This is a genomic window from Brucella sp. NBRC 12953 (assembly GCF_040369775.1).
Lineage (GTDB): Bacteria > Pseudomonadota > Alphaproteobacteria > Rhizobiales > Rhizobiaceae > Brucella > Brucella pseudogrignonensis.
The window spans coordinates 746383-766365 of sequence record NZ_BAABSV010000002.1 but is presented as its reverse complement, the minus strand read 5'-3'; the positions used below and the strand labels follow the sequence as shown (position 1 = coordinate 766365).

The window sequence follows — 19983 nt, the reverse complement described above, 5'->3', positions numbered from 1 at the left end:
AATCTCGTCTCGCTCCGTCTTAGCGGTGCCGGGTATCTAATCCACAGTGCAAACCGTGTCAACCCATTTTTTTCAAGAAATTCACAGCCTTATCAACCGTTCCTTCCTCAATACATCAACAAAGCTTTCACCCCGTCAACGCCGCCAAACCAAACAATTAAAACTGAAATCTCAATCGCCTAACTCAACTCCAAGGACGAACCATTCTGTCGCTTGCGACGATCGCCGCCCTCGGTGAGCGCCATATAGACCCCACAAAGCAAAACTGTCAACGGGCTTTTGCGTCTAATTTGAATTTTTTTTGACAGACTTCCACAGTTGTCAGGTTTTCCACGGTATACGCTTATATACAGAACTCTGGCGCCGCTCCTTATAGATAGGGGCGAGCCACAAACCGGCCTCATTATTGGAATAGCGTCCCGCGAACTGAAAATTGGCCCGCAAACCGCTGTGAATAACGAAAGACGATCCGCTTATCGTTGACTTACGTTGTCGTGGCAGGCAAAACTCAGTTACCCGCTTGAGGGACTTCCATAATAAGGGAAGACACCATACGTCGGACGGCAGCTTTGCTGCTCTCTGAAAAATGATGTTCACGCACCTTTTATAGAGTGCAGCCAGATTTGCAGAAGGGCCTACAAGAGCAGCATGAAAGAAATGGGGCCGAATAATCTCGATCCGGGTGACGAGCCCCCGCTCACAGTAGGCGGCAGGCGGCGACCACCGGATAGGCGTGAAGTTTCTGCCCGCTGGCTTGCTGGTACGTTTCTTACCGGCGTTACATCTTGTATGCTTATCGGTGTCGCGCTGTTCGCGGCACTTGATGGTCGCGAACAATTGGCGACCCCACCCGAAATTCTCGCACGCAATGACATGCCGGGTATCGCCAATGATACGAGCGTCACAAAGGGCGCTCGACTTGTAAGCACGATATCAAAGCAGAAGGCCAATGATCGTCGCCGTTTCGATCTCTCGACCATGCAAAAAGTCGGTGAGCGGGAAGTCATTCGCACGCGGCCTTTCGAGCTGGTCAGTATGACGTTGGCCGTAGACCATCCGACAAGCCGGAAATACCCTGCGTTTGATGCTATGGCTATCTTCTCGGAAGGCCCGGCAGCAGCGCTACCAGCCGATACCGGGCAGATATATGGAGCGAAGGTTGAAAGCGAAGTCAGCCTACGCGTAGAGGATTTCCCATTAAACAGCGTAGCATTTGATGCATCGAACGACTTGACCGTAGATGAAGTCGAAAAAGTCGTACGCGACACAGGCGTTCTGTTGACTGATGGCGATGTTCAGGTTGCCTCACTGCATTATGTGGATCCGGCCCGCTTTGGTGGCACGGATTCTTCTTTTGCACTGAGCCCTGCTCTTGGCGTGAAGATCACTCAGGAAAATGTGAGCGTCGCACAACGTGCCGACGACGAAGAAACCGGCAGCGGCTTTTCCGAAGAACTGATTCCTTTCCATCAGACGATGGAAATTGATCAGGCATTGGAAAGCGCTGGCTATTCAGGTGAAGACGCCACCAACATGGCGAGCGCACTCACAAAACTGCTCAATTCGCCCCGCCTAAAAGAAGGCAGCGTTCTGCGAATTGGAACAGAAACGCGAGATGATGAAGATCGTATCGTACGTGCTAGCGTTTATCATCGCACCACGCATCTTGTGACCATCGCATTGAATGATCGACAGCAATATGTGCCGTCGGATCAACCGGAAGAAACACCGCTTCTTGCATCCGCTTTTGACGGCGATGCACCGCCAGCTGCGATTCGCGGCAATCTGCCGAGTGTTTATGACGGCATAAGTCGTGCAGCGCTCGCTTATGGCATGACCGAAACCATGCGTGAGCAGCTGGTAAAAATGTTGGCAACCGATGTCGATCTGCAAGCGCGACTCTCACAGAGCGATAAGATCGACGCCTTCTTCTCGTTGCCAGACGACCCAGAGAAGCCAGATGGTGAGTCGCAGCTTCTTTATGTGGCTGCAAACTTCAGCGGGACAACGCGCAAGTTCTATAGGTATCAGGCTCCGGACGGTGCTGTTGATTACTTTAATGAAGACGGTAAGAGCGCAAAGCAGTTCCTGCTTCGCAATCCAGTTCCTAATGGCGTGTTCCGTTCTCCGTTCGGCATGCGGCGCCATCCGATTCTCGGTTATAGCCGTATGCATACGGGCGTCGATTGGGCAGCACCGCGTGGAACCCCCATTATTGCGTCAGGTAATGGCGTTGTTGAGAAGGCCGGATGGACAAACGGCTATGGCAATCAGACTTTGATTCGTCATGCCAATGGCTATGTCAGCAGCTACAGCCACCAGAATGCCATCGCCCGCGGCGTGAGCGCCGGTCAGCGTGTTCGTCAGGGCCAGGTCATCGGTTTTGTCGGATCGACCGGACTTTCGACCGGTCCTCACCTTCACTATGAGCTGATCGTCAACGGAACCAAGGTTGACCCGCTTCGTATCCGCCTGCCCGATAATAAAGCCCTGCAAGGCAAAGAACTTGAAGCTTTCAAGCAGGAACGCGATCGCATCGATACGCTGCTGAATAATGATGATGCAGATACAAAGGTTGCATCGAGCGGATCGACGAAGAGCTAAGGCACTTTCTTCGTCTACAAATTGAGCTACTTTTCGCAAATCAACGGAAAAGCGCGACGCAATTTAAAACTTGCGCCGCGCTTTTTTGTATCAGGAGGTTTGCGTGTTCGAAGAGTTATTCCGTGAACTCGACCGTTACGCCCGCTTTCACCAGCTTTGCCAGCTCTTCCGCATCCCAATTGGTCAGGCGCACACAGCCATGGCTGGAGGTCTTACCAATCCGCGAAGGCTCAGGCGTTCCGTGAATACCATAGGTCGGCTTTGACAGTGCGATCCAAACCGTACCAACCGGACCGTTTGGACCAGGTGGAATGGTCAGCACTTTATCATTGCTGCCCTGCTTAAAGTTGATCTTCGGATTGTAGGTATAGTTCGGATTGATCGCGATGCGCTGAACCTGAACAATACCAGATGGCGAAGGCGTATCGGATGAACCGATCGTCGATGGATAGGCAACGACAAGTTTGCCGGTTTCATCATAGCCACGAACCTGCTTGCGGCCCTTATCGGCAATGATACGTGCAACTTTGGAGCGGACAGGCTTGCCAAGATTAGGCACCTTCACAACCGAGCCCGGCTGATTGAAGTTCACACCCGGATTGATCTCTTTGAGATAGGCTTCATCGATGTGAAACTTCTCACCTAGCATTTCGGTCACAGACGTATAGGCCATGGCGGGAAGCTGCGCTTTATGCGCGTAATCGTCAGGAATCGAAGCCACATATTGGCGACCGACATCTTCGTTCGTGATCGTATATTCGGTGAAAGCAGCGCCGCCGGTTGCTTCAAGCTCAGCATTGATCCCAGCTTCATCGGTTGGATTGAGGAACTTGCCCGTCATCTCGCCATAAGCTGCAGCGGCCTTATCCACATTGCTGCCCGAACGGCCATCGATTACGCCAGGAGATGCACCTGCCCGATCAAGCAATATCTGATAGGCTGCAATTTTCTGCTTTGCGCCCTGCCCTTTCGGCATTTCGATAGCTGGTGTCATATCGTCCGTATTTGGCACGGCATGAGGCTGCGTCGACGGCTGTTCATAACCGGGATCGCGATTGATGCTGGCAGTCGGTGATTCTGTATCGGGATATTCGGTGCCTGCCGGAGGTAGCTCCGAACGCTGCACCTGTCCGTCACGGTTATTGTCGTAGCCCGGAGCCGAAGGGGCATCCGGATAATAGTTTGGATCTTCTGGCACATTGCCGAAACCATCATAAGGGGCGCCGCCGCCCACTGGTCCGTCAGACCAGCCGCCATCCTGCTGACCACCACTCGCATAGCGACCGGTATCGCGAGGGTCTTCAACATGCAGGACCCGTCCGCGACGATCGACTGTTATCTGTCGGCCATATTCATCCGTGTAAACGCGCACTCCCCGGTCGCGACCACGCTCATGGCCCCAATCGAATAGCTGTGCCAGTTGCATAGGCTGCGAAATACTGGTCGTCGCATCGCGCGTTTGCGCAAAGGCAGAACCGCCTGCTGCAAGAATGATTGCAGAACCAAACAATCCGAAGCGAAGCATGCGTAAGAGATGCGACATACAAGAAACCCTGAATTACCTTAGGATAAGGGATGCAACTATATGGTTAACAATTGATTACTCAATAACAGCAAATGCCAGATGAACTGGACATGAAGATGGCCATGAAAGTGGCCGCCTCTGCACAAAAAGAAAAAAAGCGCCGCAATCGGATGAGTGCGGCGCTTTTTACAACAGAGTTTAAGGCTTAGGCCTTTTCGTCTTCCTTCACCGGTTCCCCTTCACCCATTACACGGATAGGGCGAAAGTTAAGCCGGTCCGAACCGGGCAAGATCTTGACGATTGAACCGTCAAGAATATCACCAAGCAGGATGCGTTCGGCCAGCGGGTCCTGAACTTCCTTCTGGATGACGCGCTTCAATGGACGCGCACCATAAGCCGGATCATAACCTTTGTTTGCCAGCCATTCGCGAGCATCGTCTTCGAGTTCCAGCGAGATCTTGCGATCATGCAGCAGAGCCTGCAGACGCTTCATCTGGATATCGACAATCGAACCCATGTCGTCGCGGCGCAGCCTGTGGAACAGGATGATTTCATCAACGCGGTTCAGGAACTCCGGACGGAATGCAGCCCGCACAACGCCCATCACCTCATCACGAACGCTTTCGACATCGTCTTTCTCACCAAGATTGACGAGATATTCAGCGCCGAGGTTCGAGGTCATGATGATGACCGTATTGCGGAAATCGACCGTTCGGCCCTGACCATCGGTCAGACGACCATCATCGAGAACCTGCAACAGCACGTTGAACACATCTGGATGTGCCTTTTCGATCTCATCGAACAGGATCACCTGATATGGCCTGCGCCGCACGGATTCCGTCAGAACGCCGCCTTCCTCATAGCCGACATAGCCGGGAGGTGCGCCAATCAGTCGGCTTACAGAGTGTTTCTCCATAAATTCCGACATATCGATGCGAACCATTGCCGTGTCGTCCTGGAACAGGAACGAAGCCAGCGCCTTGGTAAGCTCGGTCTTGCCCACGCCTGTTGGTCCAAGGAAGATGAACGAGCCAATTGGCCTGTTCGGATCCTGAAGACCTGCGCGGGCACGACGAACGGCCTTGGAAACAGCCTGAACCGCTTCACCCTGACCGACAACCCGCTTTGCAAGTTCGTCTTCCATGCGCAGAAGTTTTTCGCGCTCGCCTTCCAGCATCCGTTCAACCGGAATACCGGTCCAGCGGGAAACAATCTGCCCAACATGGTCAGGCGTCACGGTTTCCTCAAGCAACGAGCCTTTGTTCTCATTGCTTTCAGCGTCACCAAGCTGCTTTTCGAGCTGCGGGATCGTGCCATAGGCAAGTTCCCCCGCCTTCTGGAATTCGCCACCGCGCTGTGCAATCGCCAAAGCGTTACGTGCCTCTTCAAGCTGACGCTTCAAGTCGGCCGCAAGTCCCAGCTTCTGCTTTTCAGCCTGCCATTTCGACGTCAGCTCCGCTGATTCTTCTTCAAGATCAGTCAGTTCCTTTTCAAGGCGCTGCAGCCGATCAATTGAAGCAGTGTCGGTTTCGACCTTCAGTGCTTCACGCTCGATTTTAAGCTGCATCACGCGGCGGTCGATTTCGTCAAGCTCTTCGGGCTTCGAATCCACCTGCATACGCAGACGCGATGCGGCCTCATCGACAAGATCAATCGCCTTATCCGGCAAAAACCGATCGGTGATGTAACGGTTAGACAAAGTTGCGGCTGCGACAAGTGCCGAGTCGGAAACCCGGACCTTGTGGTGCTGCTCATACTTTTCCTTCAAACCGCGAAGGATAGAAATCGTGTCTTCCACCGTTGGCTCATCGACAAATACCGGCTGGAAACGACGTGCAAGGGCAGCGTCCTTCTCAACATATTTGCGATATTCCTCAAGTGTGGTCGCACCAACGCAGTGCAGCTCACCGCGCGCCAGCGCAGGCTTGAGCAGGTTCGATGCATCCATTGCGCCATCAGACTTGCCTGCACCGACAAGCGTATGCATTTCGTCGATGAACAGGATGATCTGGCCAGCGGCCGTCTGCACTTCAGAAAGCACAGCTTTCAGACGTTCTTCAAACTCACCGCGATATTTCGCTCCGGCAATCAGCGCCCCCATATCGAGTGCCATCAGCTGCTTGTCTTTCAGCGATTCCGGCACATCGCCATTAACAATGCGCAGGGCCAAGCCTTCGGCAATTGCGGTCTTACCAACGCCCGGTTCACCAATCAGCACCGGATTATTCTTGGTTCGACGCGATAGAACCTGAATCGTGCGACGAATTTCTTCGTCTCGACCGATGACCGGATCAAGCTTGCCCGCACGCGCATCTTCCGTCAGATCGCGTGCATATTTCTTGAGCGCATCGTAATTGCTCTCAGCGGAAGCAGAATCGGCTGTGCGGCCTTTACGCATGTCATTGATGACCTTGTTGAGCGCGGTCGGTGTCACACCGGCAGCAGCAAGAATTTCAGACGTCTTTGCAGATTTCTCGATTGCAAGTGCCGTGAGCAGGCGCTCAACCGTGACAAAGCTGTCACCAGCCTTGCTCGCAAGCTCCTCGGCAAGGATGAAAACCTTTGCCAATGGCTGTGCAAGATAAAGCTGATCGTTACCGCCGGTCACTTTCGGCAGTTTTTCCAAAGCTGCCTGCAAACCTATGCGCACATCGGCGATGCGGCCACCGGCACGCTCGATCAGCGACGCTACAAGCCCCTCATCATCATCGACAAGGACTTTGAGAAGGTGTTCAGGCGTAAACTGCTGATTGCTGGAAGAAAGGGCAAATGTCTGGGCCGACTGGATGAATCCCCGAACCCGTTCGGTGTATTTCTCAATATTCATGATGTCTCCTTTTCCCTCCGACCCATTCTGGCATCGGAAGACTTCTGGTGACGGAGCCCCCGTATTCGGCTGGCTCCTTATCCAAGGAAGCATATGGGAACATCGAGCGGTTTCGGCAAGACCGGAAAGTCAGCTAAAACACAAATAAAAATGGCGCGGAAAACCGCGCCATCTTTTTGAAATCAATCATATTGCTGTTTCAGCAATTATGCATCGGAATCCGCTGTTTCAGCAACTTCATCCTTCGGAACGCGGCGCGGACGACCCGGGCGGCGCGTAGCGCGGACTGGCTTCTCTTCAGGTGCAGCTTCAACCGGTGCTTCTGCTGCGGGAGCAGCTTTTTCAACAACGGGTGCTGTTTCTTCTGCAACCTTTGCAGGCTTCTCAGCGCGCGCTGGCTTTTCAGCAACTGGCGCTGGAACCGGCTGTTCGTCGGCAACAGCGGCAACTGGTGCTTCTACAACTGGCTGCTCGGAAGATTCATCCGCATTGAAACGTTCGCGCTGTGGGCGGCGACCGCGACCCAGGCGACGATCACGGTTTTCACGGCCGTCGCGTGGCTGCGAACGGTTATCCTGGCGACTGTCGGAACGATTGTCTGAACGACCCTCATTGCTTTCTTCGCCGTAAACAACTTCAGCAGGCGTGCCTTCGATTACCGGCTGTGGACCGGAACCATTGACAGGCTGATGCACCGGAGCAGCAGGCACGAAGCCGCTTTCATCCTCATCACCACCATCGCTGTCGAAGCTTTCTTCGCGCTGATACGGGATATTCTGCTGCGCCATGGCAGCCATGATGATCCGGTTGTAATGTTCTGCGTGCTGAAGATAATTTTCAGCCATGACACGATCGCCAGACGCCTGCGCGTCGCGAGCCAGTGTCGTATATTTTTCTGCAATATGTTGAGCATTGCCGCGGATCTTTACGTCCGGACCATTGCTTTCATAATTACGCGACAGAGGATTGGGGCCCTTGCGGTTATTGTTGTTATTATTGTTATTCCCCCGTCCGCGCATGCGCCTGTTCTGCTGTGCTGGCCTCATCGTCTTCTCTTTTCAGATTAAAGGGCGTCAAATTCCCGTAGCCTAAAGCCACCGGCGTCGCATTATCGAGCCATGGAGGAAGCACACCCTAAAACTTCCCACACATCGAATGGTTCTGAGTTCCGTACTGTCAGAAAGACAACACGAACCTTTCGGATTGGCATTTGCAAGACCTACCCGAAAAGACAAACTCTTCGGAATTATTTTTGAAAGTCGTGCACTTCCGTACAAACCATCCCATGAGAAAAACCCTCACGGGAGCATGACCTAAATTCGTCATGGAGCATTTCCGCCACCGCCCTCAAGCGGGCAAAACCATTCTGGCTCTATACGGTGGCTGGAAACTAAACGGCTTCGCCGCAAATTCCAAGCGCTTTTTTGAGGTCATCGAGCGTTTTTTAGCACTCAGTCCGTCAAATACCCGCAGCAGCTTTATGTATGAAAACCATGGCCCTTCTATGGCCACCGAGATCACTTGCAACATTGGTCAGATGGAAATCAGCGCTTTCAAAAATGGCGCTCACATCGTCAAATTGGCCTGCGCCAATTTCGACGGCAATCATTCCATCATTATATAGGTATGCGCGAGCCTCACTTGCAAGAGCGCGATAAAAATTAAGTCCGTCGTTGCCGCCATCAAGGGCTGCCATCGGATCGTGCTCTCGCACTTCCCGCGAAAGATCTTCGATATCCCTGCTTGGAATATAGGGCGGGTTTGAGACAATGAGATGAAACTTGCCGCTCACATTTGCGAACCAGTCACTTTTGAGCGCCGCAAACCTTTGGCTCACACCATTGGCCAGCGCATTGATCCGCGCCATTGCCAGTGCGCCATCAGCGACATCAAGCCCAATACCGTTGAGTTTCTCAAACTTATGCAACAGCGAAATCGCGATCGCACCTGTTCCGGTGCCCATATCAAGCAGCAGTGCCTGACCATGCCGCTCAATCAGCTTGTCGAGATAAGGCGAAACCAGTTCGACAAGTGCTTCTGTATCGGGGCGCGGTTCAAGCGTTTCTGGTGAAAGCCGGAATGGCAGACCATAAAACTCGCGCATTCCGATAATGCGATGCACCGGCTCCCCCGCTATGCGGCGCTCCAGCGCTTCGTTTAACTGAGTAACCTTATCTTCATCGATAAGCTTTTCCGGCCATGAAATCAGATCAAGCCGCGTTGCTCCAGTCGCCCATTCAACAAGCAATTGGGCATCAAGATCGGGTGTATCAACGCCCCCTCCCCGCAACCGTGTGCGGGCTTGAGCCATTAGCTGATCGAGGCGCTCGCCACTCACGCGTTTTCGCCCAGTTCCATCAGAAGTGCGGTCTGATGATCTGAAATCAGCGCATCGACCAACTCATCAAGCTCGCCCATCATCACCCGATCAAGCTTATAAAGCGTGAGGTTGATACGGTGGTCGGTCACGCGGCCCTGCGGAAAATTATAGGTGCGGATGCGCTCTGAGCGATCACCGGAACCAACCTGGCTGCGGCGTGATTCAGAACGTTCGCTTTCAGCCTTCTGGCGTTCCATATCATAAAGACGCGCGCGCAGGATCTGCATGGCGCGCGCACGGTTCTGGTGCTGCGATTTTTCCGCCTGCACGACCATGATACCCGTTGGAATATGCGTGATACGCACTGCCGAGTCAGTCGTGTTGACGTGCTGACCACCCGCGCCTGAAGCACGCATCGTATCAATGCGGATATCTTCGTTGCGGATTTCAATATCGATGTCTTCGGCTTCGGGAAGCACGGCAACCGTTGCCGCTGAGGTATGAATACGACCACCCGCTTCGGTTTCCGGTACACGCTGCACGCGATGCACGCCTGATTCGAACTTCAACTTGGAGAAAACACCCTTGCCCGAAACGGTCGCAATGATTTCCTTGTAGCCGCCAGCGTCCCCTTCACTCGAGGAGACCAGCTCGACGCGCCAGCCTTTTTCCGACGCAAACCGCTCATACATGCGGAAAAGATCGCCTGCAAAGAGAGCCGCTTCTAGCCCGCCCGTACCAGCACGGATTTCAAGGATCGCATTCTTCTCATCAGCTGCATCTTTGGGCAGAAGCAGAATCTGGACTTCCTGCTCAAGACCTTCAATGCGCTTTTCAACGTCAGGCAATTCTTCGACAGCAAGTGCGCGCATTTCAGCGTCGGTTGAAGCATCATCGCGTATCGCAGCCAGATCACGCGCTTCATTACGCGCATCGGTCAGTTCCCTGATTTTTCCGACAACGTCCTGAAGTTCGGAATATTCCGAAGCAAGCTTCACATAGGTTTCCGAATCCGGATTGTTCGCCATCTGGCTTTCAATCATCGAGAACCGCTTCAAAAGCTGGTCCATTCGGTCCTGTGGCAATGCGATCATTGGTATATCCTGAAAACTTTAATAGCAGCGCGAATAAGCAGTATTGAGCGCCACGCACAAGGCATGGCACCCAAACATTTCATGCAATTTTCTACGCTATAGCGGAATATCGTTGTCTTCGGCAAATTGAAGCAGCAATTCGCGCAGCGAATGTGCGCCATTTGGCTTGTCGAGCTTCTCATTTAACAAGGCATTGAGCTTGCCTGCATCAAGTGCTGCCAGCATCGCCTTGACCGGACCAATGCTCGCAGCCGACATCGAAATCGAGCGGAAGCCGAGGCCGATCAGCGCCATCGCAGTCAATGGGCGTCCGGCCATTTCACCGCACAATGTCACCGATTTTCCATGACGATTGCCAGCATCCACAATGTGACGCAGCGTGCGCAGAAATGCTGGCGACAACTGATCGAAACGGCCAGAAATCAGCGAGTTTCCGCGATCAACCGCCATCAGGAACTGGAACAGATCGTTTGAGCCAACGGAGACAAAATCAACAAGCGACATCAGCTCGTCGAGCTGCCACAAAAGCGCAGGCACTTCGATCATCGCGCCAAGCTTGAGATTGAGCGGCAACGTATGCGCAAAGCGCGAAAGATGGCGCACTTCGCGATCAATGATCTCGCGTGCAGCCTTCACTTCGCTGACTTCAGTCACCATCGGCAGCATAAGCTTAAGCTCACGGCCACCGGCCGCTTTCAAAAGCGCGCGCAGCTGGGTACGCAGCAAACCAGGCCGATCCAACGTCAGACGGATCGCGCGCCAGCCAAGAGCCGGATTTTCTTCCTGACCCATGGTGCGGAAATAAGGAAGAACCTTGTCGCCACCAATATCGAGTGTGCGGAAGGTTACGGGCTTATTGCCAGCGGCCTCGATCACAGAGCGATAAAGACGTTCCTGCTGCTCTGCACGCGGGAAGGTCGAAGCCACCATGAACTGCAATTCAGTGCGGAAGAGACCAATACCTGCAGCACCTGATGCAGCAAGCTGCGGCAGATCAACCAGAAGCCCTGCATTCATCAGCAAGCCGATTTCAACACTATCCTTGGTCAGTGCAGGCTTATCGCGCAATTCGCGATAATGGGCCTGACGACGCGCCCGGAAGCGGACTTTTTCTGCATAAGCGGTTTCCACATCCGATTGTGGACGCAGATGCACAATGCCTTCATCACCATCGACAATAGCGGCATCATTGTTTTCCGCCATGGAAACCGCGCCCTTGGCCTGTCCAACCACAGGAATACCCATTGCGCGTGCAACGATAACCACATGGCTGGTGGCTGCACCATCTTCCAGAACCACACCACGCAAGCGCTCACGCGGGTAGTCGAGCAGTTCGGCAGCACCCATGGTGCGGGCTACGATAATGGCATCCTTGGCCAGTGATTCGGCGATTGTCTTGACATCGCGCCCCATCAGCTGACGCAGCAGACGGTTAGCCAGATCATCGAAGTCAGACAGGCGTTCACGCATGTAAGGATCGGTCAGATGCACCATGCGCGCACGCGTGTCGCTCTGCACCTTTTCAACCGCAGCTTCCGCCGTCAAACCGTTATGGATAGCTTCTTCCAGACGACGCACCCAACCACGATCATGTGCGAACATGCGATAGGCTTCGAGCACTTCGCGGTGCTCGCCTTCCACAGCCACATCACGGCGCGAAAGCATGTCGTCAATGGAAATGCGCAAAGATCCGAGCGCCGTTTCCAGCCGGGTCAGTTCAGCCTGACTGTCTTCATTGAAGAGGTTGGTGACAACGATGCGCGGTTCGTGCAGCACGACATGACCAAGGCCGATGCCGTCATTGAGCGCATTGCCTGTGACACTCATCGGACGGCCGAGATCCAGTTCGATACCTGGACGTGCCAGACGCAGACCATCGCCAGTGGCGATAATCTCGGCAAGAACCATTGCTGTCGTCTCAAGTGCTTCAACCTCGTCTTCGCGATATGCCCGCTTGGTCTGATTCTGGACAACAAGAACGCCCAAAGTGCGGCCAGCGCGAAGAACAGGAACACCGAGGAATGAATTATAGGCTTCTTCACCCGTTTCAGGCAGATAGGCGAAGGCAGGATGACTTTGCGCATCAGTCAGGTTCAAAGGGCGTGCGCTCGCGGCAATCGTACCGACGAGGCCCTGCCCCAGACGCAGCTGCGCCAGGTGAACAGACTGTGGATTAAGACCCTCGGTCGCGTAAAGCTCAAGCACGCCATCAGCACGAAGAATGTAGAAGGAGCAAACTTCCGCGACCATATTTTGCGCGATTTCACGGACGATCCGATCAAGGCGTTCCTGCGGCTCCAATGGTTCCGCCATCAATTCGCGCAACCGCTTCAGCAGCACGCGGGGACCGGTTGTCAGATCACGCATGATCGTCGGAGGCTCCTCATTTGGTACAGGCTCAGCCTTGTCGCAAAGCCGATTCCCTTTACCCGCCTGCGAAGCGTTACGCCAAATCCTTTTTGAGCATTTTTGACACGCGCGTCTAGTCTAATCGTCAGAAAATCTGACAACTTATATAATAAGCAAATGCCGCCCACTATTTCTAGCGGGCGGCATTGTTCCAAAATGGACCGGACAGAGCCGGCTAATAATCTATCTATCGACCGATTACTTATCGAGACCGTAAACGCCGTGCAGCGTGCGGACAGCGAGTTCCGCATAAGGCCCGTCAATCAGGATGGAAATCTTGATTTCCGACGTGGTGATCGCGCGAATGTTGATGCCTTTTTCAGCTAATGCCTTGAAGGCGGTGGCGGCAACACCAGCATGGCTGCGCATGCCGATACCGATCACGGAAATCTTGGCAAGCCCCGTTTCAGACTGGATATTGTCCGAGCCGATTTCACCCTTCACTTTATCGAGAACACGCAGTGCCTTGTCGATATCGCCGGTCGGGATCGTGAAGGTCATGTCGGTTTTCGAACCGTCTTCCGACACATTCTGGACGATCATATCGACATTGATGTGCTCTTCGGCCAGAGGGCCGAAAATTGCTGCCGAGATACCTGGCCGGTCGGCCACGCGTCGGAGCGAAATCTGAGCTTCATCCTTCGCATAAGCGATACCAGTGACGACCTGCTGTTCCACGATTTCATCCTCGTCGCAAATGAGTGTTCCGGGCGGATTGATCGGATCATCCATGCCCGGTGCATTGGGGTCCGTAAAACTTGAGCGCACGAAGGTGCGAACTTTGTGTACCATGGCAAGCTCGACCGAGCGCACCTGCAGAACCTTGGCACCAAGCGAAGCCATTTCCAGCATTTCTTCAAATGTAATGCGGGAAAGGCGCTTTGCCTTGGGTTCAATGCGCGGATCGGTCGTGTAAACGCCATCGACATCGGTATAGATGTCGCAACGGTCAGCCTTAACGCCTGCTGCAATGGCAACAGCCGATGTATCCGAACCACCACGGCCAAGCGTTGCGATGCGATTATCAGGACCGATGCCCTGGAAACCGGCAACAACAGCAACCTGCCCCATTTCCATGCGGCGGATGATTTCTGATCCGTCGATTTCCTGAATGCGCGCTGCGCCATGCGCATTGTCGGTCTTGATCGGTATCTGCCAGCCCTGCCACGAACGCGCGTCAACGCCAATGGACTGCAGCGCGATGGCCAGAAGGCCGCTCGTTACCTGCTCGCCAGAAGCAACAATCGCGTCATATTCGCGTGCATCGTAAAAAGGTGACGTGCCACCGGCAACCTTGGGCATGTTCTGCACCCAGTTGACCAGTTCGTTCGTCTTGCCCGACATTGCGGAGACGACAACGGCAACCTGATTGCCCGCATCGACTTCACGTTTGACGTGGCGCGCCACATTAGAGATGCGTTCCAGATCGGCCACAGAAGTGCCGCCGAATTTCATCACGATGCGCGCCATTTAAGGATACGTCCCGTCTTTTGAAAAATTACACTAACGCCTGCCGAAACATTATTTTCTTGCGACAGACAAACCCGGGGTCACATAGCTAAAATGTCGCGCTTCCGCAAGGGTGTGATTCCCGTGAAACAATAATCAACGCTTCGGATTCTGGAATTTGATTTGATCCTTGACTTTAGAGCGCTACCTTGAGAGCAGGATTGCACGCGCTTCCGCAGGAGAATGATATGACCGAGACTGCCCGCACCACGATCGATGCTTCCGAAATCGAGCATTTTTCGCGCATCGCTGCGCAATGGTGGGACCCGCAGGGCAAGTTCCGTCCGCTCCATAAATTCAATCCGACGCGCCTTGCCTATATCAAGGAAAAGGTCTGCGAAAAACTCAACCGCGACCCGAACAGCCCGCGCCCGTTTGAAGGTCTGCGCTTTCTCGATATCGGTTGCGGCGGCGGCCTGTTGTGCGAGCCGATGTCGCGTCTGGGTGCGACGGTGATCGGCGCAGATGCTTCTGAGACCAATATCGAAGTCGCAAAAATCCATGCAGCCCAAAGCGGTGTCGAAGTCGATTATCGCGCAACGACTGCCGAGGCTCTCGCCGAAGCTGGCGAGAAATTCGATGTCGTACTCAACATGGAGGTGGTTGAGCACGTCTCTGACGTCGATCTGTTCATGTCTGCGACCAGCGAAATGGTGAAGCCGGGTGGCCTGATGTTTGTCGCCACCATCAACCGCACGCTCAAAGCTTATGGCTTCGCGATCATCGGAGCGGAATATGTGCTGCGCTGGCTGCCGCGCGGCACACATCAATATGAAAAGCTGGTGCGCCCGGAAGAGCTCGAAACAGCGCTTTCCAAAGCCGGTCTCAATCTCATCGACAAATTGGGCGTAACCTACAATCCACTCGCTGATAGCTGGAGCCGTTCACGCGATACCGATGTGAACTACATGGTTCTCGCTGAGCGACCTGCTTAATACAGCAACTATCAGCGTTTCTGCGCTTTTGTCGTCAGCGCCACACCGATGGCGATGACGACTGCGCCGATCCATGTGAGCGGCGGATAGTTTTCACCCAAGAATAACGTGCCGGAAATCAGCCCCAGCGCTGCCGCCACATAACCGATTTGGCTAAGGTAGACCGGACCACCAACGGCCTGCAGACGGAAAAACAAGGCAAACATGCCAGCTGACGCAATGGCCTGAGCAACTGCCGTTATCGGCGCAAGCGCCAGTGTCTCAATCGGGAAGTTGCCATTAAATACAACAATCCCGATCAACAGCATCACGGCTGCAGCCAAGTGACTTCCCGCCGCAAGCTCGGTCGGATCAGCATTTTTCGGCCAGTCGAGAGTGCGATAGACATTCCCCATCGCAAGAAAAACCGGAATGAGAAGTGCAAGCCCGATCCATAGCGGATCGGCAGGCTTGCCAACCTCGCCACGCGTCATTGCAACCATAATTGCGCCGATGAAGCCTACGATAATGCCCGCGATACCCAAACCATTCGGTCGACGAAGACCAAACCCCATCGAAATGAGCAGCGTCATGACAGGCGACAGCGTGTACATGATACCAGTGAAACCCGCACCGAGCCGCGGGATGGCAGAAAGGATCAGGAGATTGGGCAGCGCATAGGAAATCGCGGCAGTGCAAATATAATAACGCAGCCTGCCACCCGAAAATCCAACCCGCTTTTTGCTCACAAGCAAAACCAGAAGCAGAATAATCCCCGCACTGGCTGAAAACAGGAATGTCCACATTGCAGGCGGAACACCTGCTTCGGCAGCGATCTTCCCCAGCGGCAGAATGAGCCCCAGCAGTATGCCCGTCGCTATTAGCAGGAAAGGCGCGGAATCCATCAGTTTCATGCGCCGTGACCCCTCACGCAATCAAAAATCGTTTAATGTCAGTTCTTGTCTTCTGGGAAGACAGGCAAAGGCATCACATCAACGCCGTCTTCGATAAGTGAGTGAACATCTTCCTTGGACGCTTCGCCGTAAATGCCCCGCGCTTCAGTCTCACCAAAGTGGATCTTGCGCGCTTCTTCGGCAAACTGATCGCCAACATAATCCGCGTTTTCACGGACCTTGCGACTCAGCTCCCGCATTTGTTCAAGCATCTGCTTCTGTGCTTCGCCCATGGCAATCGCCACCTGCTCTTTCGAGCGACTGGTGGAGACTGCAGGTGCCATCAGCGACTTCTGGATTTCCGGCGAGTTGCAGACAGGACAAGAGACGAGTTTCCGCTCCGACTGCCGATCAAAATCGGCATTGTCGCGAAACCAGCCTTCAAATTCATGGCCGTGATCGCAATGAAGCGAAAAGCGGATCATAGATTATGCGTCCTGTTTCTCTTGGGCGATCTTCACTGAAAACTCACGCGCATTCTTGAGGTTCGGCACTTTCGCACGCGCAGCAATGCTTTCGCTGACGTCAATATCCGCGACAATCACCCCCGGCTCATCATGAGCAGCTTCTGCCAGAACCTTGCCCCATGGCGAAACGATCAGCGAATGACCATAAGTCTCGCGACCATCTTCATGCACACCGCCCTGAGCTGCAGAAATCAGGAATGCACCATTTTCAATCGCACGCGCACGCTGCAAAACATGCCAGTGCGCTTCACCCGTCTGGCGTGTGAAAGCAGCTGGTCCGGTAATTACATTGGCGCCCGCCAGCGCCTGTGCGCGAAACAGTTGCGGGAAACGAATATCGTAGCAGACCGCCATGCCAACTTTGGCAAAAGGCAATTCGGCAATCACCGTTTCCTTGCCCGGCTCATAGGTTGCCGATTCGCGCCAGCTTTCGCCATTGTCGAGATCTACATCAAACATATGAACCTTGTCATAGGTCGCAATCTTCTCACCAGAAGGCGCAAAGATACCACCGCGATTGGCAATCTTACCGTCACTGGCTGCAATAGCCGTTGAACCAATATGCAGAAATATGCCGTGCTTTTTTGCAAGTGCCGATGCAGCTTTGAAGACAAGGTCTTCATTTTCATCGCGCAGACTTGCAAAAAGTGCCGCACGATCGCGCATCAGCGCTCCGGTCATTTCAGGGGTTTGCACATATTGAGCACCCTTTGCCACAGCATCGGAAACCAGTTTTTCCATCGCTTCAACATTGCGGGCCACATCGGTGCCCGAACGCATCTGAACGGCAGCGGCGCGAAAAGTGCTCATAGGTGTCTCCCCCATCATGATGTTAGTTCAGTTCGCCGGTCGCAAGCAGGCCATCAAGCTTGCCAGCATTGTCGAGAGCAAAGAGATCGTCGCAACCGCCAACATGAACAGAACCGACAAAAATCTGCGGGAAAGTATTGCGGCCTGAACGTGCCTGCATTTCCGCACGCAGTTCAGGTGTAGCGCCTGCATTGATTTCGTTGAACTCAACGCCCTTATTCTTCAAAAGGCCAACTGCGCGCGTGCAGTAAGGGCAGCCAGGGCGGGTATAGATGGTGACGTCAGTCATATAAAACTCCATTCGTTGGCCTCTATATAAGTGGCAAAACAACGATCTGGAAGCCCCTCATGTGTTCACTAATCCGGCAGAACCCGGCTGAATGTCAGCACATCCACGCTTTTTGCACCACCGCGCAGCAGCGCTCGTGTGGCAGCCTTCACCGTTGATCCCGTTGTATAAACATCATCGATCAGCAGCACACGCCGCCCGCGCACATGAATGTCATGCTCCTTTGGCACCCGGAAAGCGCCATCGACATTCCGCTTGCGCTCTTTCAAACCAAGCCCGATCTGCTGGTTGGTACGCCGAATACGCTTAACCGCCTGTGGTGCAAAAGGCTTGCTGCTTAATTGTGCCAAAGCACGCGCCAGCTCTGCCGACTGGTTAAACCGACGCGACCAGAAGCGCCATTTGTGCAAGGGTACGGGCAAAATAACATCGCACTCATCCAGCAACTCGCGTCCGGCGCGTTGCATCCAGCGCGCCATCCACGGCGCAAGATCGGTTCGATCATGAAACTTGAGTGCTACAGCCATGCGCTGTGCAGCGCCCCTATGCAACACAGCTGAGCGCAGGCGGCGAAATGGCGGTGGATCGGCGATTGCTTCAGCGCTCATGAAATTCTCGCCAAAATCATGATTGAACGGAATGCCAAGCACCGGACAATAAGGCTTTTCGATAAAGCGCAGCTGCGACCAGCAATGCGGACAAAGCGTCCCGGGTTCGGAAACCTGTATGCGGCAACCGATACAGCTCGCTGGAAACAGAATATCGGCAGACATGCGCAAGCCGCTGCGAACAGCACCAAGCACCCCCGATTTAAGCCTGAACAACAAGCTTTGATGCGACCTGTCGTCATCAACCATTGCATTCGCCCCCGTTCGAATGCATCTACGCTCCTATCTATATTACTGACGCATATCCGAAAGAGAAGACGGAATCGCAATGGCTGCCCAATCGTCTGAAAATGCGATTTTTGATCGCGACCTCCAGCTGGCGTTCCGCCGCCGTGCCTTCAGACGTGCGGTGTCCGGTGCGGACTTTTTGCTGCGCAGAGTAGCGGATGATCTGGAAGACAGGCTTGATGCTGTCGAGCGCCACTTCTCCGTGGCGATTGACCTCGCAGGCCATAATGGTCTTGCAGCAGCTGCCATTGCCCGGTCAGGCAAAGCGGACATGGTTTTGCGCATCGAACGCGACGCAGCTTTTCTCGACGGCCCCTTCCCGGCAATTGTCGCCGATGAAGAAGCCTTGCCGCTCAAACCTCAGAGCACCGATCTCATCGTTTCGCTGCTGTCACTGCATTCGACCAATGATACCCCGGGCGCAATGATACAGATTGCCCGTGCGCTGAAGCCTGACGGGCTGTTTCTCGCGGCGCTCAGCGGCAACGGGACCTTGGGCGAGCTGCGCGAAAGTCTTTTACAGGCTGAAATCGAGCTGACGGGTGGTGCTTCGCCGCGCATTTTCCCTTTCGCGGATGTTCGCGATGTCGGCGGTCTTCTGCAACGAGCAGGTTTTGCACTTCCGGTGACGGACGTTGATAACGTTACGGTGCGCTATGATAGCATTTTCAATCTGATGGCCGATCTGCGCGCCATGGGTATGCAGAATGTGTTGCGTGATCGTTCGCGCAAACCGGTTTCAAAGAAGCTTTTCCTGCGGACAGCGGAAATCTATGCCGAACGGTTCAGCGATCCGGATGGCCGCATCCGCGCAACTTTCTCGACAATCTGGCTGTCGGGCTGGGCACCACATGAATCACAACAAAAGCCACTGAAGCCTGGCTCTGCCAAGGCCTCACTGGCTGACGCACTTAAAAACGTCGAATAGAGTGGTTTCAGCAAAAGTATGATGCAGTTTTGTGTTCGGAAATACGAAACTCAAAACTTATCAGCAATCGCCCGTATGACTGCCATCTGCATCAATAACACAGATCGGGCGAACCGGCGCTTTGCGTATCACAACGGGGTCACGCTTGATCGAACCTGTCATGGTCCGATCAATGCCCTCTGGCAACACCGATTGGGCCGCAACCTTATTCGCCTGATCGTTTAAGACCGGCACAATAATCAGTGCAAGAGCAACAGCTGCTGAGCCGAAAAGAAGCACAACGCGCAAAATGCCGCGACCGGCTTTCGAGAGTGGGCCCGGCGTATATTCATTATGATCTGCACTAAAATAATTATTATCGAAACTCATGGGCTTAACTCCGAGGCACTTAATTCGGAGAATGCCGCAGCGGAGTGAATCATCGATTAACGCGCGCTG

The 19983-nt window shown here is 53.9% G+C and carries 17 protein-coding genes; 4 read left to right on the top strand and 13 right to left on the bottom strand.

Features of this window, described 5'->3' with window-relative positions; all coding sequences use genetic code 11:
• Together ABWV94_RS07530 and ABWV94_RS07525 are read left to right on the top strand one after the other, a co-directional pair.
• Positions 1-183: hypothetical protein (locus ABWV94_RS07530; protein WP_353412929.1), on the top strand; the 183-nt coding region annotated here is incomplete at its 5' end.
• Between the two features lie 465 nt (positions 184-648).
• Positions 649-2604 (top strand): M23 family metallopeptidase, encoded by a 1956-nt coding sequence (locus ABWV94_RS07525; protein WP_007871964.1) that lies wholly within the window; start codon positions 649-651, stop codon positions 2602-2604.
• A 115-nt stretch (positions 2605-2719) separates the two neighbouring features.
• Here ABWV94_RS07525 and ABWV94_RS07520 read toward each other — a convergent pair whose 3' ends face one another.
• The 7 genes from ABWV94_RS07520 to ABWV94_RS07490 form a co-directional block, all read right to left on the bottom strand.
• Complete coding sequence (locus tag ABWV94_RS07520) at positions 2720-4129, bottom strand: L,D-transpeptidase (protein ID WP_407932771.1); 1410 nt, start codon at positions 4127-4129, stop codon at positions 2720-2722.
• Between the two features lie 205 nt (positions 4130-4334).
• Positions 4335-6956, bottom strand: coding sequence for an ATP-dependent chaperone ClpB (gene clpB, locus ABWV94_RS07515; protein WP_353412927.1), 2622 nt, complete (start codon positions 6954-6956; stop codon positions 4335-4337).
• A gap of 206 nt (positions 6957-7162) precedes the next feature.
• The gene (locus tag ABWV94_RS07510) at positions 7163-8002 is read right to left on the bottom strand and encodes a DUF4167 domain-containing protein (RefSeq protein ID WP_113500212.1); all 840 of its coding nucleotides are present in this window, start codon (positions 8000-8002) and stop codon (positions 7163-7165) included.
• A gap of 413 nt (positions 8003-8415) precedes the next feature.
• A complete protein-coding gene (gene prmC / locus ABWV94_RS07505; protein WP_353412945.1) occupies positions 8416-9267 on the bottom strand; it encodes a peptide chain release factor N(5)-glutamine methyltransferase in 852 nt (283 codons plus the stop codon).
• A 23-nt stretch (positions 9268-9290) separates the two neighbouring features.
• On the bottom strand, positions 9291-10370 hold the full coding sequence (gene prfA, locus ABWV94_RS07500; RefSeq protein ID WP_113500213.1) for a peptide chain release factor 1: 1080 nt from the start codon (positions 10368-10370) through the stop codon (positions 9291-9293).
• Positions 10371-10466: 96 nt separating this feature from the next.
• Positions 10467-12737: a phosphoenolpyruvate--protein phosphotransferase gene (gene ptsP / locus ABWV94_RS07495; RefSeq protein WP_079212354.1), complete on the bottom strand. Its 2271-nt coding sequence runs from the start codon at positions 12735-12737 to the stop codon at positions 10467-10469.
• 240 nt (positions 12738-12977) lie between these two features.
• Positions 12978-14249, bottom strand: coding sequence for an aspartate kinase (locus tag ABWV94_RS07490; RefSeq protein ID WP_007871981.1), 1272 nt, complete (start codon positions 14247-14249; stop codon positions 12978-12980).
• A 227-nt stretch (positions 14250-14476) separates the two neighbouring features.
• Here ABWV94_RS07490 and ubiG point away from each other — a divergent pair, with 227 nt between their 5' ends.
• Positions 14477-15223 carry a bifunctional 2-polyprenyl-6-hydroxyphenol methylase/3-demethylubiquinol 3-O-methyltransferase UbiG gene (gene ubiG / locus ABWV94_RS07485; protein WP_353412923.1) on the top strand — a complete coding sequence of 249 codons (747 nt, stop codon included), beginning with the start codon at positions 14477-14479 and terminating at the stop codon, positions 15221-15223.
• An 11-nt stretch (positions 15224-15234) separates the two neighbouring features.
• Here ubiG and ABWV94_RS07480 read toward each other — a convergent pair whose 3' ends face one another.
• The 5 genes from ABWV94_RS07480 to ABWV94_RS07460 all read right to left on the bottom strand — a co-directional run bounded on the left by ABWV94_RS07480 (position 15235) and on the right by ABWV94_RS07460 (position 18578).
• A complete protein-coding gene (locus ABWV94_RS07480; RefSeq protein ID WP_007871986.1) occupies positions 15235-16116 on the bottom strand; it encodes a DMT family transporter in 882 nt (293 codons plus the stop codon).
• A gap of 38 nt (positions 16117-16154) precedes the next feature.
• Positions 16155-16580, bottom strand: coding sequence for a DUF1178 family protein (locus ABWV94_RS07475; RefSeq protein ID WP_064322119.1), 426 nt, complete (start codon positions 16578-16580; stop codon positions 16155-16157).
• A 3-nt stretch (positions 16581-16583) separates the two neighbouring features.
• Positions 16584-17432, bottom strand: coding sequence for a carbon-nitrogen hydrolase family protein (locus ABWV94_RS07470; protein WP_113499431.1), 849 nt, complete (start codon positions 17430-17432; stop codon positions 16584-16586).
• Between the two features lie 22 nt (positions 17433-17454).
• Positions 17455-17721: a glutaredoxin 3 gene (grxC, locus tag ABWV94_RS07465; protein ID WP_007871996.1), complete on the bottom strand. Its 267-nt coding sequence runs from the start codon at positions 17719-17721 to the stop codon at positions 17455-17457.
• A gap of 68 nt (positions 17722-17789) precedes the next feature.
• A complete protein-coding gene (locus ABWV94_RS07460; protein ID WP_112814509.1) occupies positions 17790-18578 on the bottom strand; it encodes a ComF family protein in 789 nt (262 codons plus the stop codon).
• Between the two features lie 79 nt (positions 18579-18657).
• On the opposite strand from ABWV94_RS07460, the gene ABWV94_RS07455 reads away from it, so the two are divergent.
• Entirely contained in the window at positions 18658-19545 is an 888-nt protein-coding gene (locus ABWV94_RS07455) for a methyltransferase domain-containing protein (RefSeq protein WP_113499433.1), read from the top strand.
• Between the two features lie 60 nt (positions 19546-19605).
• On the opposite strand, the gene ABWV94_RS07450 is transcribed toward ABWV94_RS07455, so the two are convergent.
• Positions 19606-19914: a hypothetical protein gene (locus ABWV94_RS07450; RefSeq protein WP_007872004.1), complete on the bottom strand. Its 309-nt coding sequence runs from the start codon at positions 19912-19914 to the stop codon at positions 19606-19608.
• Positions 19915-19983 lie beyond the last annotated feature (69 nt).

Bases quoted from the DNA above. Each gene is read 5' to 3' on its own strand.
- grxC (WP_007871996.1), bottom strand. From the start codon at position 17,721: ATGACTGACGTCACCATCTATACCCGCCCTGGCTGCCCTTACTGCACG.
- ABWV94_RS07460 (WP_112814509.1), bottom strand. From the start codon at position 18,578: ATGGTTGATGACGACAGGTCGCATCAAAGCTTGTTGTTCAGGCTTAAA.
- ABWV94_RS07470 (WP_113499431.1), bottom strand. From the start codon at position 17,432: ATGAGCACTTTTCGCGCCGCTGCCGTTCAGATGCGTTCGGGCACCGAT.
- prfA (WP_113500213.1), bottom strand. From the start codon at position 10,370: ATGATCGCATTGCCACAGGACCGAATGGACCAGCTTTTGAAGCGGTTC.
- prmC (WP_353412945.1), bottom strand. From the start codon at position 9,267: ATGGCTCAAGCCCGCACACGGTTGCGGGGAGGGGGCGTTGATACACCC.
- ABWV94_RS07510 (WP_113500212.1), bottom strand. From the start codon at position 8,002: ATGAGGCCAGCACAGCAGAACAGGCGCATGCGCGGACGGGGGAATAAC.
- ABWV94_RS07490 (WP_007871981.1), bottom strand. From the start codon at position 14,249: ATGGCGCGCATCGTGATGAAATTCGGCGGCACTTCTGTGGCCGATCTG.
- ABWV94_RS07525 (WP_007871964.1), top strand. From the start codon at position 649: ATGAAAGAAATGGGGCCGAATAATCTCGATCCGGGTGACGAGCCCCCG.
- ABWV94_RS07450 (WP_007872004.1), bottom strand. From the start codon at position 19,914: ATGAGTTTCGATAATAATTATTTTAGTGCAGATCATAATGAATATACG.
- ubiG (WP_353412923.1), top strand. From the start codon at position 14,477: ATGACCGAGACTGCCCGCACCACGATCGATGCTTCCGAAATCGAGCAT.
- ABWV94_RS07455 (WP_113499433.1), top strand. From the start codon at position 18,658: ATGGCTGCCCAATCGTCTGAAAATGCGATTTTTGATCGCGACCTCCAG.
- ABWV94_RS07520 (WP_407932771.1), bottom strand. From the start codon at position 4,129: ATGCTTCGCTTCGGATTGTTTGGTTCTGCAATCATTCTTGCAGCAGGC.
- ABWV94_RS07475 (WP_064322119.1), bottom strand. From the start codon at position 16,580: ATGATCCGCTTTTCGCTTCATTGCGATCACGGCCATGAATTTGAAGGC.
- ptsP (WP_079212354.1), bottom strand. From the start codon at position 12,737: ATGCGTGATCTGACAACCGGTCCCCGCGTGCTGCTGAAGCGGTTGCGC.
- clpB (WP_353412927.1), bottom strand. From the start codon at position 6,956: ATGAATATTGAGAAATACACCGAACGGGTTCGGGGATTCATCCAGTCG.
- ABWV94_RS07480 (WP_007871986.1), bottom strand. From the start codon at position 16,116: ATGAAACTGATGGATTCCGCGCCTTTCCTGCTAATAGCGACGGGCATA.